The sequence below is a fragment of the Bradyrhizobium sp. HKCCYLRH1034 genome (assembly GCF_051168375.1).
Lineage (GTDB): Bacteria > Pseudomonadota > Alphaproteobacteria > Rhizobiales > Xanthobacteraceae > Bradyrhizobium.
Genome location: NZ_JBNPUW010000001.1, coordinates 436,520 through 449,940 on the forward strand (window position 1 = coordinate 436,520; position 13,421 = coordinate 449,940).

13 protein-coding genes are annotated in these 13,421 nt (G+C 66.0%); 3 read left to right on the top strand and 10 right to left on the bottom strand.

Annotated elements, in window-relative coordinates; genetic code table 11:
* Positions 1 to 134 precede the first annotated feature (134 nt).
* Positions 135 to 968, top strand: a complete 834-nt coding sequence (locus tag ACQR0W_RS01970) for an alpha/beta hydrolase (protein ID WP_315714939.1) — start codon at positions 135 to 137, stop codon at positions 966 to 968.
* A 66-nt stretch (positions 969 to 1,034) separates the two neighbouring features.
* Here the strand turns inward: ACQR0W_RS01970 and ACQR0W_RS01975 are convergent, their stop codons facing one another.
* A complete protein-coding gene (locus tag ACQR0W_RS01975; RefSeq protein ID WP_316170575.1) occupies positions 1,035 to 1,325 on the bottom strand; it encodes a hypothetical protein in 291 nt (96 codons plus the stop codon).
* 178 nt (positions 1,326 to 1,503) lie between these two features.
* Here ACQR0W_RS01975 and ACQR0W_RS01980 point away from each other — a divergent pair, with 178 nt between their 5' ends.
* On the top strand, positions 1,504 to 2,115 hold the full coding sequence (locus ACQR0W_RS01980) for a flavin reductase family protein (RefSeq protein ID WP_316170576.1): 612 nt from the start codon (positions 1,504 to 1,506) through the stop codon (positions 2,113 to 2,115).
* Positions 2,116 to 2,140: 25 nt separating this feature from the next.
* On the opposite strand, the gene ACQR0W_RS01985 is transcribed toward ACQR0W_RS01980, so the two are convergent.
* The 3 genes from ACQR0W_RS01985 to yghU form a co-directional block, all read right to left on the bottom strand.
* The gene (locus ACQR0W_RS01985; protein ID WP_316170577.1) at positions 2,141 to 2,464 is read right to left on the bottom strand and encodes a cytochrome c; all 324 of its coding nucleotides are present in this window, start codon (positions 2,462 to 2,464) and stop codon (positions 2,141 to 2,143) included.
* Between the two features lie 12 nt (positions 2,465 to 2,476).
* Positions 2,477 to 3,676, bottom strand: coding sequence for a molybdopterin-dependent oxidoreductase (locus ACQR0W_RS01990; RefSeq protein WP_316170578.1), 1,200 nt, complete (start codon positions 3,674 to 3,676; stop codon positions 2,477 to 2,479).
* A gap of 347 nt (positions 3,677 to 4,023) precedes the next feature.
* A complete protein-coding gene (yghU, locus tag ACQR0W_RS01995; RefSeq protein ID WP_316170579.1) occupies positions 4,024 to 4,899 on the bottom strand; it encodes a glutathione-dependent disulfide-bond oxidoreductase in 876 nt (291 codons plus the stop codon).
* Positions 4,900 to 5,078: 179 nt separating this feature from the next.
* Between yghU and ACQR0W_RS02000 the strand changes: the two genes are divergently transcribed.
* Entirely contained in the window at positions 5,079 to 6,590 is a 1,512-nt protein-coding gene (locus ACQR0W_RS02000; protein WP_316186844.1) for an acetyl-CoA acetyltransferase, read from the top strand.
* Between the two features lie 15 nt (positions 6,591 to 6,605).
* Here ACQR0W_RS02000 and ACQR0W_RS02005 read toward each other — a convergent pair whose 3' ends face one another.
* From ACQR0W_RS02005 to ACQR0W_RS02030, 6 genes are all read right to left on the bottom strand, one after another.
* Complete coding sequence (locus tag ACQR0W_RS02005; protein WP_316186845.1) at positions 6,606 to 6,944, bottom strand: hypothetical protein; 339 nt, start codon at positions 6,942 to 6,944, stop codon at positions 6,606 to 6,608.
* 112 nt (positions 6,945 to 7,056) lie between these two features.
* Positions 7,057 to 8,163: a tetratricopeptide repeat protein gene (locus ACQR0W_RS02010; RefSeq protein ID WP_316186846.1), complete on the bottom strand. Its 1,107-nt coding sequence runs from the start codon at positions 8,161 to 8,163 to the stop codon at positions 7,057 to 7,059.
* A 39-nt stretch (positions 8,164 to 8,202) separates the two neighbouring features.
* Complete coding sequence (locus tag ACQR0W_RS02015) at positions 8,203 to 9,168, bottom strand: MBL fold metallo-hydrolase (RefSeq protein WP_316170582.1); 966 nt, start codon at positions 9,166 to 9,168, stop codon at positions 8,203 to 8,205.
* Between the two features lie 344 nt (positions 9,169 to 9,512).
* Positions 9,513 to 11,204, bottom strand: coding sequence for a methyl-accepting chemotaxis protein (locus ACQR0W_RS02020; protein ID WP_316174667.1), 1,692 nt, complete (start codon positions 11,202 to 11,204; stop codon positions 9,513 to 9,515).
* A 256-nt stretch (positions 11,205 to 11,460) separates the two neighbouring features.
* Positions 11,461 to 11,628, bottom strand: a complete 168-nt coding sequence (locus ACQR0W_RS02025) for a hypothetical protein (protein ID WP_409999222.1) — start codon at positions 11,626 to 11,628, stop codon at positions 11,461 to 11,463.
* A gap of 225 nt (positions 11,629 to 11,853) precedes the next feature.
* Positions 11,854 to 13,368: an ABC transporter substrate-binding protein gene (locus ACQR0W_RS02030; protein ID WP_316186883.1), complete on the bottom strand. Its 1,515-nt coding sequence runs from the start codon at positions 13,366 to 13,368 to the stop codon at positions 11,854 to 11,856.
* Between the last annotated feature and the right edge of the window lie 53 nt (positions 13,369 to 13,421).

Below are 13,421 nucleotides of genomic sequence, written 5' to 3' on the forward strand. Positions count from 1 at the left end.
GTTCACCAACCGCGGATTGTTCCCGTGCTGCACTGCAAGATTTCGGAAATTTAATCCACCCCTGGCTGCCACACCCCCGTGACCCGGGCGTTGTCTTCCATCACATAACGGAGAGACGTCCAAGGAAGGATACCATGAAGCGCGGTGTGACGGTTTTGGCCTGTGTGTCTGCCCTGGCTGTGGCCGGTTACTTTGCAATGGCCAAATGGGGCATTCAGCACGAAAGCCGCGAGTTCTTCGATGCCGCGCGGCAGCGGTCGATCAATGTCGATGTCGCCGTGCGCAAGGACTACGAGATGAAGGCCAATGCCGGGCTGTGGCGGCTGCCGGTCGCCATCATCAGCAACGGCAACACAGTGAAGAACACCGAGTACTCCTTCCTCGCGAACGTGTTCGCCGCGCGCGGCTACCTTGTCGCCAGCGTCCAGCAGGACCTTCCGACTGATCCGCCGCTCGTCACCAAGGTCGGGATGCCTTATGTCGGCCGGCTCGACGTCTACCGGAAAGGCGAGGCCAACATCCTCTGCGTGCTGAACGAGATGAAGAAGCGTCATCCGAATGCCGACTACGATCACCTGACCCTGGTCGGCCACTCCAATGGCGGCGATACCGCGATGTATTTCGCCAAGGAGCATCCGAACATCGTCTCGCAGGTGGTGACGCTCGACAATCTGCGCGTTCCTTTCGTTATCAGGGACAAGCTCAAGATCCTGTCGTTCCGCTCGGATGATCCGCAGTTCAAGACCGACCCCGGCGTTCTGCCAACGCATGTCGACAAGAAGAGCGGCATCGACATCATCAAGACCGAGTTCCAGCACACCTGGATGAGCGACCGCGGCCCCTACACGGCGCGGGAACGGATCCAGGCGACGCTCGACAAATATCTCGGCGGCGATGCGACGAGCGAACTGGCCCCGGCAGACACCGACAATCTGATCGTGACCAACGGCGCAGCGGCCCTGCCCTGATCTGACGACACCTCAGCGCTGGCGTGCGATGGCAGCTGCGCGATTGCGCAGCTGCCATCGCACGCGTCAGTCCTGCGGTTTCTTGGCCGGTGGGCCGTTCTTATTCCCCGGCATGCCCTTGATGTTCGACGGGTCCTGAGCGCTGACGTCCGGATTATGGCGGTTGATCGTGGACGAGCCGACGGTGCCGCCTTTCCTCTCAGTGCCCGGTCCGTTCTTGTTGCCAGGCGCGCCCTGGATGCCTGCTCCGGAATTCTGCGCACTCGGCGGCGGCGTGGTCTGTGGGCTGCCCTGCGCCAGCGCTGACGTGGCCGAGACGACGAATGCGCAAGCAACCAGACTGATCATTTGTTTCATGGGCGACCTCCATTTGTAGTTGCCGTGCTGTCCGAACGTGGCGCTGGCGGAGCCGTTCCCGGAAACATGGGAATTTCCCGCGACGACGCCGAGGGGCGCACTCCTGCCCGCTTTATTGGCTTCCGGATCGCGTCACGGCCCACTACGGTCGGGGAACCGACGCATCAGAGGCCTCTACATGGAATACCTCGCCACCGATCTCAGCCCGCGCCAGCGCTACAAGATCCTGACCTCCTTCGTGCTGCCACGGCCGATCGCCTGGGTTACGACGAGAGGCGAGACCGGGGTGGTCAACGCCGCACCGTTCTCTTTCTTCAACGTGCTCGGCGAGGACCCGCCGCTGTGCGTGTTCGCGATCAACCTGCGGCCGGACGGCCGGATCAAGGACACGCTGGTCAACATCCGCAGCTCAGGCGAGTTCGTGGTCCACATCACCGACGAGCCCCTGGCGCAGGCGATGCACGAGACCGGCGGCGACTTTCCGCCCGAGATCGGCGAGCCGGATCACCTTGGGCTCAAGCTCAAACCGTCCCGGATGATCGGCGTTCCGCGGTTGGCGGAGGCACCGTTCGCGATGGAGTGCAAGACCTGGCAGCTCATCGACGTCAATGGCGATCGCGTGCTGGTGCTCGGCGAAGGCCTCGCCTTCCACATCCGTGACGAATTGTGGGACACCGAGAAGATGCGGGTCGAGATGGAGTTATTCCATCCTGTCGGGCGCATGTTCGCCGACTGCTATTGCCGCACCGACGACCGGATGGATTTCCCGCCGGCGAAGGGCGCTGGCTGAACGCCCTGGCCGCCGGGCCCGGGCGTCAGTAGGTTGCGGCGAGATAGTCGACGATCTTGCCGACATCGGCCGCGTCGATCGGGGCGCCATAAACCTTGATCATCTTGGTGACTTCGGCCTGCCAGAACTCCTTCTTGTTCTGCATCGGCGGTTGCGTCTTGATATAGTCGGAGGAGTGACAGGCCGTGCAGTTGCCCTGCACTACGGCGAGATCGGGCCCGGGCTTGAAGGCGGCAGTCTCCTGCGGAACCTGGTAGTTGACCGGCGCCGCGGTCAGGGCGATGGGGCTGCCCGCAAGGCAGCCAAGTCCGGTGGCTAGCGTGGCGACGAGGAAAAACGTCCGCTGCATGGGTGCTGCTCCTCAGGCCGCCGTGACGCGGACGGTTTCGATGACGTTGCGCAGATAGCCGGCCGGATTCCAGCGCGGCGTCTCCGGCTGCGTCTCGCCGGAATTGCTGGTGGCACGCACCTTGAGATCGTGGGATCCCGCGGCAAGCTTCACCGCCAGCTTCCACTCGCGGAAGGAATATTTCCCGAGATCCCTGCCGAGCTTGGCGTCGGTCCAGGTCTTGCCGCCGTCGGTCGAGACCGCGACCTGCTTGATTCCCGCCCCGCCGTCGAATGCGATGCCGCGCAGCACCGCCCTGCCCGCCTTGAGCTTCGCGCCATCGGCCAGGCTGGTGATGAACGAGCGGACCGTGAAGCGGTTGATCGGGATCGTCGCTCTCGGTGTGGTGCCGGGCTCGACGGCGTTGTTCGGCGTGTCTGGAATTCGATAGGCCGATTTCATCCAGAAGCCGTCGAACACGTTGTCGATGACGGTGATCTCGTTGAGGTGCTTGACCCAGTAGGTGCCGTAATAGCCGGGCACGATCAGGCGCAACGGAAAGCCGTTGAGGAACGGCAGATCCTCGCCGTTCATGCCGTAGGCCAGCATCACCTCGCCATTCATGGCGTGATCGAGGTCGAGCGCCTTGACGAAGTCCGGCGTCTTGTCGATCACCGGTCCGTCCATGCCGCCGAAGGTGACCTGTCTGGCGCCGGCCTGGACGCCCGCCATGTCGAGCACGGTCTTGAGCGGCACGCCCCGCCAGCGCGCATTGCCCATGGCGCCGTTGCCAAGCTGGCCACCTGCGACGCGCGGCTCGAAGAAGCCGCGGCTGTTGCCGGAGCATTGGTTGACGGCGACGATCTCGGTCGCCTTCATCTTCCGGATGTCCTTGAGCGACAGCTTGAGCGGCTTGTCGACCTTCCCCTTGATCGCGAGCGTGAACCTGTCCGGATCGAGATCGTAAGGCAGGCCCGCCAGATGATAGCGGACGAAGAAGGCATTGTTCGGCGTGATCACGCCGTCATTGAACACCCCGAATGGCGTTTCGAGTTGCGGCGGCCGGCTGGTCAGGCCGATCATCGGCCGCTTCTGCGGATACTTCACCAGCGGGCGCTCGCCGTTGGCGAAGGGCAACGTCACGGTGTCCTCGGCCAGCGCGCGAGTCGCGCCAAACCCGCCCAGCAGCGCCGCCAGCCCTGCTCCCTTGAGCAGATCACGTCTGTCGATCATGCAACTCCCTCCGGAGTGGTCGTTTTGAACCCGCGGTCATCACCGCCGGCTCTCATCGAAATCTGGCGGCATGCACGGCCGCTGCGAATTGATCGTTGCACATTCTCTCACTGCGAGAAAAGCCGCGAACGTCAGCAATCATAGCATCGCAGCGCGGCAACGGCCGAGACTTCGCACGTGCAACAAGAGCAATCGTGCATCGAACCGCAGGGGCGGGCAATCGGGGCCGTCAGGCGGCGCGTGCCCACCGACGGCGCCGGCGAGGGACGACGTTGGGCACGGCGCGCTCCACGGTTGTTGCACGCCGCGATGAGCTCGCCGCTCCTTTGTGCACCCTACAGGCGCAACTACGTGCCCTGCCCGATCTTGTCCTGCGTCTTGGTATCGAAATCGCTGGCGTCGTGGCGCTCGTGGAGCTGGCTCTTGGGATCGCCGGAGACGCGGTTGACCATGCGGCCGCGCTTCACAGCGGTGCGCTGCGCGATCTGGTCGGTCCAGCGCTGGACATTCCTGTAGTCCTGCACCGAGAGGAACTCGCCGCCTTCGTAGAGCAGGCCCTTGGCGAGCGCGCCGTACCACGGCCACACCGCGATGTCGGCGATGGTGTAGTCGGGGCCGGCGAGATACTCGCTTTCGGCCAGGCGGCGGTCGAGCACGTCGAGCTGGCGCTTCACCTCCATCGCGAAGCGGTCGATGGCATACTCGATCTTGGTCGGCGCATAGGCATAGAAATGGCCGAAGCCGCCGCCGAGATAGGGCGCAGCCCCCATCTGCCAGAACAGCCAGGACAGGCATTCGGCGCGCTTGGCCGGCTCGGTCGGCAGGAAGGCGCCGAACTTCTCGGCCAGATGAACCAGGATCGCGCCGGACTCGAACACGCGGATCGGCTCCGGCCCGCTGCGATCCAGCAGCGCCGGGATCTTGGAATTGGGATTGATGGCGACGAAGCCCGAACCGAACTGATCGCCCTCGCCGATCCGGATCAGCCAGGCGTCATATTCGGCGCCGCTGTGGCCGAGCGCCAGCAGCTCCTCGAGCATCACTGTGACCTTTACGCCGTTCGGCGTTCCCAGAGAATAAAGCTGCAAGGGATGACGACCGACAGGCAATTCCTTCTCGTGCGTCGGACCTGCGATCGGCCGGTTGATGTTGGCGAAGCGGCCGCCGCTGGCCTTGTTCCAGGTCCAGACCTTGGGCGGCACATAGCTGTTCTGTTCAGACACGGCAGACTCCGGCGTGAGCGTCAGGAGCGAGCGTTTTAGGCGCATATGCCGTCGAGCGGAAGCCACGCTGCGCGCGGGCGCCATCAGCATTTTCTGCATTGCGCGGTCGAACCTGCGATGACAGAACGGAGACAAGACAACAATGACGGTCCGTCGCGGGCCGGCTCCTGGAAACGCCGATGACTGCAAGTCCCCTGCCCCCCGACCGCATTCCCGTGATCGTCGGCGTGGGCGAGATCGTCGATCGCCCCAAGAACATCGGCGACGGTCTCGAGCCGCTGGCGCTGCTCGAACAGGCGATCCGCCGCGCGGAAAATGACGCGGGCGCCAAGCTCATCCAGGACACCGGCTCGCTCGACGTCGTCAACTTCCTGAGCTGGCGCTACCGCGATCCCGAGCAGCTTCTCGCGCAGCGGCTCGGCGTGAGCCCGGCGCACTGCCACTACGGTCCCGTCGGCGGCGAGAGCCCGATCCGCTTTCTGCACGAGGCCGCCTTGCGCATCGCGCGCGGCGAATGCGAGGTCGCGGTGGTCTGCGGCGCCGAGGCGCAATCGACCGCGACCAAGGCCGAACGCGCCGGCGTGACCCTGCCGTGGACGCCGTTCGCGCATGACGTCGAGGAGCCGAAGCGCGGCGCTGCATTCCAGAAGCCGCTGGCGGTGAAGCTCGGCGTGTTCCGTCCGGTCTCGGTCTATCCGTTCTACGAAGTCGCGAGCGCAGCCAAATGGGGCCAGACGACGCGGCAGGCGCTCGCCGAATCCGGCGAGCTGTGGTCGCGCTTTTCCGCGGTTGCCGCCTACAATCCCAACGCCTGGCTGAAGCGGCACTTCGCGCCCGAGGAGATCACGACGCCGTCAGCCGACAACCGCCCGATCGCCTGGCCCTACACCAAGCTGATGGTCGCCAATCCCATGGTCAACATGGGGGCGGCGCTGATCCTGACCAGCCTGGCCAAGGCGCGTGCGGCAGGCATTGCCGACAGCCGCATGATCTATCCGCTCGGCGGCGCATCGGCGGAGGATCCGCGCGACTACCTCACGCGCGATCAGTTCGCCGAAAGTCATCCGCAGAACGCCGTGCTGCGGGCAGCGATGAACATCGTCGGCGGCAACGGCGCGGCGTTCGACGTCATCGAGCTCTACAGCTGCTTTCCCTGCGTGCCGAAGATGGCGCGACGAATTCTCGGCCTCGGCGCTGACGTGGAGCCGACCGTTACCGGCGGGCTGACCTTCTTCGGCGCGCCGCTCAACACCTACATGACGCATGCCGCCTGCGCGATGGTGCGGCGGCTGCGCGGCGGCGCCAGGCGCGGCCTGCTGTACGGCCAGGGCGGCTTCGTCACCAAGCATCATGCGCTGGTGATCTCGCGCGAGCCGCCGTCATCGCTGTCGCAGGAGGTGAGCGTGCAGGCCGAGGCCGATCGGCATCGCGCCGCCGCGCCGGAGTTCGTCAGCGAGGCCGGCGGCAGCGGCAGGGTCGAGAGCTTCACCGCGCTGTTCGATCGCAACGGCGAGGTCGAGCATGGCGTGGTGATGCTGCGCACCGAGCAGGACACGCGCACGCTGGCGCGCGTGCCGGCGCAGGACGCAGCCACGCTGGCGCGGCTGATGGATCAGGACAGGTCGCCGGTCGGCGCGCTCGGCACGATCACGATGGCCGCCGATGGTGTGCCGGAGTGGCGGACGAATTAGTTCGCTTCCGTCGACTCACACCTCCCGCGCCTCGTGCTGCCAGCGCGCATAGGCCGTCTCCCAATCGGGATCGCGCTCCGCCGCGAAGCCGAGCGTCCTGCCGCCGCCGAGGTCGCGGAAGCCGGTCATGGCTCGGCGGTGCGCGCCGCTTCTGACATAGGCGCGCATGCTGGCCTCGTCGGTCCAGACCGTCAGCGTGTGATAGATGCCATTCACCGGACGAAGCTCGACGCGCAGATTCCCGCGAGCCGCACGCGCCTGGCGGACGGCGCGCAGCGTGTGCCACCAGAATCGCGCCAGCCGCGTGAGGCCGCGATGCGGGCGGAAGCCGGTGACGGACACGTAGACGCTCATGGCGCGCTCCTGGATCGCAACCGCCGCGCGATGGAACGGTCGCGCCGACAGGTGTGAGCACAACGCTGCCCGCCGCCTCCTGGATGTCGGAGTGCGGATCACGGGCCGGCGCTCAGCGCCCACTCCGCCTGGGCGTCACGTTGGCAGGCACCGTGCCCGTGGTCTCCGCAGCCGCCGGAGGCGCGCTGTCGTCGCCCGCCAATTGCTGGTCGCGCTTGCGCGCGAGCGCCTCGTCACGCCGGGCGGCCGCGACCGCCAATTCCGGATCCAGCTTGAGCGCCTGGTTGAAGTCGGCGAGCGCGCGGTCGTAGCGCCCCTTTGCCAGCCACACCGCGCCACGGTCGCTGTAGGTTGCGGCATCGCTGAAGCCCATGCGCACGGCGTGGTCGAGATCGACAAGGGCTTCGTCGAGATCTCCCTTGCGCTGGAACGCAAGTCCACGATCGTGGAACAGCATCGGGTTGTGCGGATCGAGCCGGATCGCCCGCTCATAATCGCCAAGCGCCCGGTCGAAGCGTCCCATGCGGACCAGATCCCTGGCGCGGTAGTGATAGAGATCGGCATTGCGGGGCGCGAGCCGGATTGCCTCGTCGAAATCGGCGACGGCGCCCTCGAGATCGCCCTGCCGGCTGCGGTCCATCGCGCGCTTCACCAAGGATGCGGCGGTCATCGGCGCAGCCGGGACGACCGGCTCTGACGCTTTCAGCTCTGCCGGCGGAGGCGGCGCGGGGGCCTCCGCCGCCGGAGGCGGCACCGGGAGCACGGCTCCGGTCGCGTCCTGGACGGCAGGCGCCGGAACGGTCTCACCTGCGACCTTGCGCTGCGGCCCCGATCGGGCCTGCGGCGACGGTGTCACGATCGAGCGCGTCGCCTGCCTGCTCATCCAGTCACCGGCGGAGGGCAACAGCAGAATCTCGAGGCCGATCAGGACCGCGCTGAGCACGGCGGTCGCCGCGGTAAACTGCAGGATGGCGTCCCAGCGTTCGCGGCGGACGCGGTCGCGCTCGGAGGCGAGATGGGCGTCGTATTCGGCACGCAGGCCCGCGTCGCGCAGCACGTTGTAGGCGACGATGATCAACTTGAGCTGATGCTCCGAAGCCGCATCGGCGCTGCCCCGGAGGTCGGGATGGTGCGCCTTGGCGGCCTGGCGGAACGCCCGCTTGATCGTATCGAGATCGGCCCGCGGCGATACGCCGAGCACCTCATAATGCGTCGTCATGGCGCGATCCCGAGCCTCTCTTCCGAGGCCGGTCCGGGATCACGCGGGGAGCAGGTCGAGCGCATAATGGGCGCCATCGCGGGTGAGCCGACCGAACGCGGCCCACGGAAAATGAGATCCACAAACCAACATCTTTTCTGCAACGATACGATCGAGCAATCTGCGCCGGCTGACCTCGGCAGCCGCGCCGTCCTGGTCATAGGCGCCGTGCCATTCCGGATGGCGCAGGCACAACGCCGGCACATAGGCGGTGTCGCCGGAGATCATCAGTTGCTCCGCTCCGGAGCCGAGATGAAACGCGGTGTGCCCCGGCGTATGACCGGGGACGCTGACGAAGCGGATGCCGGGCACCACCTCGTCCTCGCCCTCGACCGGCAGCACGTTCTTCCAGCCCGGGATCACGCTCTGGATGCGGCGCGCCAGCGGCTGCCGCCACGGCGGCAACCGGCTGGTCAGAGATGCATCGGTCCAGAATTTGTACTCGGCCGCAGCCACGATGATCTCGGCGGTGGGAAACACCGGCGCGTCGGTGTTCTCGCCGAGCAGTCCGAAGATATGATCGGGATGGAAGTGCGAGATCAGGATGGTGTCGATGTCCTCCGGGCGAATGCCGGCTGCTTTCAGATTGTCCAGCATGCGACCCGAAACGAAGATCGAGTCGGAATTGTAGCCCTGCACCTGACCACCGCCGCCGGCATCGCAGAGCACGGTCTTGCCCTTCAGCCGCACCACGAAGGTGGAGATCGGGACCGGGACGAAGGCCGGGCTCAGACCAGCGGCGCGCAGTGCGTCCTTCACGTCGCTGATGCTGGCATTGCTGATGAAGCCGGCCTCGTGCGGCTTTTCCCACACGCCGTCGTAGAGGGCGATCACCTCCGCCTCGCCGATCGTGATCCGGCGATAGCCGCGTGCGGGATCCTCAGTGCGGCGGTGCGGCTTGGCGGCAACGACGGCTAGTCCCGCATCGAGACCCAAGGCAGCCGCGGCCGTCGCGGCCGATAGCACCAGGGTCCTTCGCGAAAAACCACCCGCAATCACATTGCCTGCCACTCAAATATACCGTCGGTTGAATAAATGCCTAACACAAGTTAATCTCCGCACCTTAGCGGGATTATGGCGCGACAACGGCCTTTCTGGCTGGGGCGTTAGGTGTGGGGAGTCTGCAACGGTGGGGGATGATCCGGTCGAGCGGGGCGCCGCCTGACGAATGGCGCACGCATGAGCGTCGACGTGGTTCGCGGGGGCGTCGTCGGCTCTGTCCGCGGCTATCGGTAGGGCTGTGTCGTTCGACTATCGGATGCGACAGCGGCCAATCTCGGCCGCTGTCCTCCGCTTCGTCATGTCTTGGGTCAGGCGGCGCGAACCGATTGCAGGAAGCGGCTGACTTCCTGCTTGAGACGCTGGCTATCACCGGAGAGCTGGCGCGCGGCGCTGAGCACCTGCCCCGAGGTGTCGCCGGTCTCGCTGGCGCCGCGCTGGACATTGGAAATGTTAGCGGACACCTGCTGTGTACCCGCGGCGGCGTGCTGGATGTTGCGCGAGATCTCGGCGGTTGCTGCGCCCTGCTCCTCGACCGCGGCCGCCACCGTCGCGGCGATCTCCGACAGCCGCTCGATCGTCGTCGAGATCTCCCTGATGGCGCCGACCGACTCCTGCGTGGCCCCCTGGATGCCGGAAATCTGTTGGCCGATCTCGCCGGTCGCCTTGGCGGTCTGTTCGGCCAGCGCCTTGACCTCGGAGGCGACGACGGCAAAGCCGCGGCCGGCTTCGCCCGCCCGCGCGGCCTCGATCGTGGCATTGAGCGCCAGCAGATTGGTCTGCCCGGCGATCGTGTTGATCAGTTCGACGACGTCGCCAATGCGGGTCGCCGCCTTCGACAGCTCGCCGACACGATCATTGGTGCGGCGTGCCTGCTCGACCGCATCGGAGGCGATGCGCGCGGACTCCTGCACCTGGCGGCTGATCTCACGGACCGACGAAGTGAGTTCCTCGGTCGCCGAGGCGACGGCCTGAACATTGGCCGACGCCTCTTCGGAGGCCGCGGCGACGGTGGTGGAAAGCTCCTGCCCTCGCACGGCGGTGCTCGACAGCGAGTTGGCCGAGCTCTCGAGCTCGCTGGAGGCCGAGGACACCGTATTGACGATGTTGCCGATGGCGCCTTCGAAACTGTTGGCGAGCTCCGACATCTCCCGCTTGCGCGAGGCGGCTGCTCGCCGCTCCTGCTCACCGAGCTCCCTGGCGTTGAACCGCACCATCGTCTGGACGGTCTGCAGGTTACGCAAGGCGCGGCCGATCTCGTCGTCGCGCTCGATGTGCATGCGGGTGTCGAGCTTGCCCTGGGTGATGCTTTCCATCGTCTCGTTCACATGATCGAGCGGCGCCACGATCACGTTCATTGTGCGCAGCCCGACCAGGCCACACAGCACGACACCGGTGGCAGCAATCGCCACGGCGGTCATTCCGGCGAGCCCGCCCTCCCCGAACGAGATGACACCAAGCACGAGCAGGAACAGCGTCTGCAATCCGACCAGCGTTCGCAGCCGTGCCGCGATCGTGCCGGTGAACATCGAGAGATGGTCGAACACCGAGCGGCGGCGGACGATGCCGTCGTCGATCTTGTAACCATGTGGCCGCTTTTCGCGGATCGCCGCATAGACCTGCTCGGCCTCTGCGCGCTGGTCGGCGGGCAGCTTGGTGCGCACCGAGGTGTAGCCGACGACCTGGCCGTCTTTGCAGATCGGCGACGCCGTCGCCAGCACCCAGTAATAGTCGCCGTTCTTGCGGCGGTTCTTGACCGCGCCGACCCAGGGACGGCCGGCCTTGAGCGTGGTCCAGAGATTGTCGAAGGCTTCAGGCGGCATGTCCGGATGACGCACGATGTTGTGCGGCTGCCCCATCAGCTCGGCTTCGGTGAAGCCGGCCGCATCGACAAAATCCTGGTTGAAGAAGGTCAACTTGCCCTTCGTGTCGGTCTTGGACACGATCAGCGTGTCATCCGTGATCGGATACTCGACGTTGGTGACGGGCAAATTCTTACGCATGGCGAGTCTTTCAATCGACGATGATGGCCGCGAGTCATGCCGGCATCGGCATGACTAATTTTGCTGCAAACGATGCGTCGATTGTCGCAGTCGCCGATTAACCTAAGATAAAATGCCGCAACCGTTGAAATACGGGTCGCTGGACCCCGTTCACGGACGGCCGCAATCTCACAAGACCTGTCGCCGGCGTGTCTCCTCGATACGAGCCAGACAGAACGGCCCAACCATGTTGCCGCCGTTGATGCAGGAAACTGGATCAATCGGTGCGAACCGTTTGCAGGAAGCGCAAGAGCGCCAGCAGGTTGGTTCGGCCGGCGGTGATATTGATCGGCTCGACGATTTTGCCGATGCGGGTCGCGGCCTTCGACAGCCCGCCGAGGCGATCGGTGGTCCCGCGCGCCTGGCCGGCTGCCTCGCCCGCCATCCGCGCCGACCGGCCCACGAAAAAAGGGCGCGGCCTCGCGGCCACGCCCTGGTCTGGTCGGGATCTGCGCGCCGGAATCAGGCTGCGCGCACGGTGTCCAGGAAACGTCCAACCTCGAGCTTCAGTCGGTTGCTGTCGCCGGACAGCATTTGCGCCGCCGAGAGCACCTGGGACGACGCCGAGCCGGTCTCGCCGGAGCCGCGCTGCACCCCGGCGATAGCCGCGTCATTCCAGCTCGATCGGCTGATAGGCGCCGGTCTCGTCGAGCGCCGTGCCCCAGATCTTGTGCGAGGCCTGATGTTCGGCGGGGCCGAAGTTGAGCGAGGCGCCAAGACCGAGATCGATGTTGCGCATCGACTCCAGCGTATCGATCAGCCGCTCGGTATCGAGCTGCGGACCGGCCTGCTTCAGGGCCTGAACCAGGATACTCGCCTCGATGTAGCCCTCGAGCGAGGTGTAGTCCGGCGGTTCGCCGGGGAAGTGTCGAGCCAGCGCGGCCTTGTAGTCGAGCACCACGCTCGAATAGCCGGAGACGGCGGGAACGGTCTGGGTCACGACGACCCCGGCCGCGTAGCGCGAACCGAGCAGCATGAGCTCATTGGCAAGCGCCGATGCGCCGACCGCCGACACATTGACGAAGAGGACGCCGGGAAGCGCGTCGCGCGCCTTTTCGATGAACTTCGCCGCCGCGCGCGAGGTCGCGACCATGATGACCGCGCGGACGGGCACCTTCTGGGCCTTGAGCTGGTTGATCGCCGGCTCCACATCGACGGTGTTGCGGGTGTAGTTGACGCGCAGGATCGCGGCGTCGCTGAGGCCGAGGACGCGAAACGCCTTTGCCACGCCGGCAAAGCCTGCATCGCCGAACGAATCGTCCTGCGCGAACAGCGCAATCTGGCGTGGCGGCACGCGGCGCAGCTTCACCAGGTAACGGACCAGCGCATCGGCTTCTTCCGAATAGCTCGGACGATAGTTGAAGACGTAGCGGTCCGGCGGATCGTGGCGCGAGACGTTCGCACCGGTATAGGGGCTGAAGAACAGCATCCGGCGCTCGAGCGAATATGGGATCGCGACGGCCGCCGTCGCGGTCCCGAAACTGCCGACGAAGCCGAACACGCGCTCCTTTTCGTAGAGCTGCTTCATGGCGTCGAGCGTGCGGTTCGGATCATAGCCGTCATCGGCGACGACGAGCTTGAGCATCCGGCCATTGACCCCGCCGGCGTCGTTGGCGCGGTTGAAGGCGGCTTCGATGCCGACCTTGAGCAGCCGGCCCGATTCCTTGTTCGCGCCCGACAGTGGCAAGACGCTGCCGAACGTGATGTCGCGCTCCGTGACGCCGCGAGCCGATGGAGCAGGCACGGCGCTCGTCGCACCAGCTGCAGCGATGGAGGGCGCAGAGTCCGGCAGCGCGCCGGCCGCCGTTGCGGGCGCGCCGATCGATCGCTCGATGTCTGCGAGCTGAAGCTCGGCCCGCCGGCAGTCCTGGCGGCCACTCGCCACGGCCGCGCGACCGTCGGCGATGGAGCGGTCGAACTCGCGCGTCAGCTCGTTGCGATCGCCGTCGTCGCTCGACGCCTCCCGGATGACGGCCTGGAACTTGCCGATGATGGCCTGGATCCGCGGCCGCGGGATCTCGCTGCAGGCAAGGGCCGCCCCGATGGCGGGACCGATCCTGCCGCCGAGGTCGCGCACGACGGCGAGGTTGTCGCCGGGCGCGGCATCGACCGAGGTCGTGAGCATGAGGGTGATGATGATCACCGAGGAAGTCGCGAGCGGTCGGATCCGGTTCACCA

What these genes read in the sequence shown, in the direction of transcription:
- ACQR0W_RS01970 (WP_315714939.1), top strand. Translation starts at nt 135, where the DNA reads ATGAAGCGCGGTGTGACGGTTTTGGCCTGTGTGTCTGCCCTGGCTGTG.
- ACQR0W_RS01975 (WP_316170575.1), bottom strand. Translation starts at nt 1,325, where the DNA reads ATGAAACAAATGATCAGTCTGGTTGCTTGCGCATTCGTCGTCTCGGCC.
- ACQR0W_RS01980 (WP_316170576.1), top strand. Translation starts at nt 1,504, where the DNA reads ATGGAATACCTCGCCACCGATCTCAGCCCGCGCCAGCGCTACAAGATC.
- ACQR0W_RS01985 (WP_316170577.1), bottom strand. Translation starts at nt 2,464, where the DNA reads ATGCAGCGGACGTTTTTCCTCGTCGCCACGCTAGCCACCGGACTTGGC.
- ACQR0W_RS01990 (WP_316170578.1), bottom strand. Translation starts at nt 3,676, where the DNA reads ATGATCGACAGACGTGATCTGCTCAAGGGAGCAGGGCTGGCGGCGCTG.
- ACQR0W_RS02000 (WP_316186844.1), top strand. Translation starts at nt 5,079, where the DNA reads ATGACTGCAAGTCCCCTGCCCCCCGACCGCATTCCCGTGATCGTCGGC.
- ACQR0W_RS02005 (WP_316186845.1), bottom strand. Translation starts at nt 6,944, where the DNA reads ATGAGCGTCTACGTGTCCGTCACCGGCTTCCGCCCGCATCGCGGCCTC.
- ACQR0W_RS02010 (WP_316186846.1), bottom strand. Translation starts at nt 8,163, where the DNA reads ATGACGACGCATTATGAGGTGCTCGGCGTATCGCCGCGGGCCGATCTC.
- ACQR0W_RS02020 (WP_316174667.1), bottom strand. Translation starts at nt 11,204, where the DNA reads ATGCGTAAGAATTTGCCCGTCACCAACGTCGAGTATCCGATCACGGAT.
- ACQR0W_RS02025 (WP_409999222.1), bottom strand. Translation starts at nt 11,628, where the DNA reads ATGGCGGGCGAGGCAGCCGGCCAGGCGCGCGGGACCACCGATCGCCTC.
- ACQR0W_RS02030 (WP_316186883.1), bottom strand. Translation starts at nt 13,368, where the DNA reads ATGCTCACGACCTCGGTCGATGCCGCGCCCGGCGACAACCTCGCCGTC.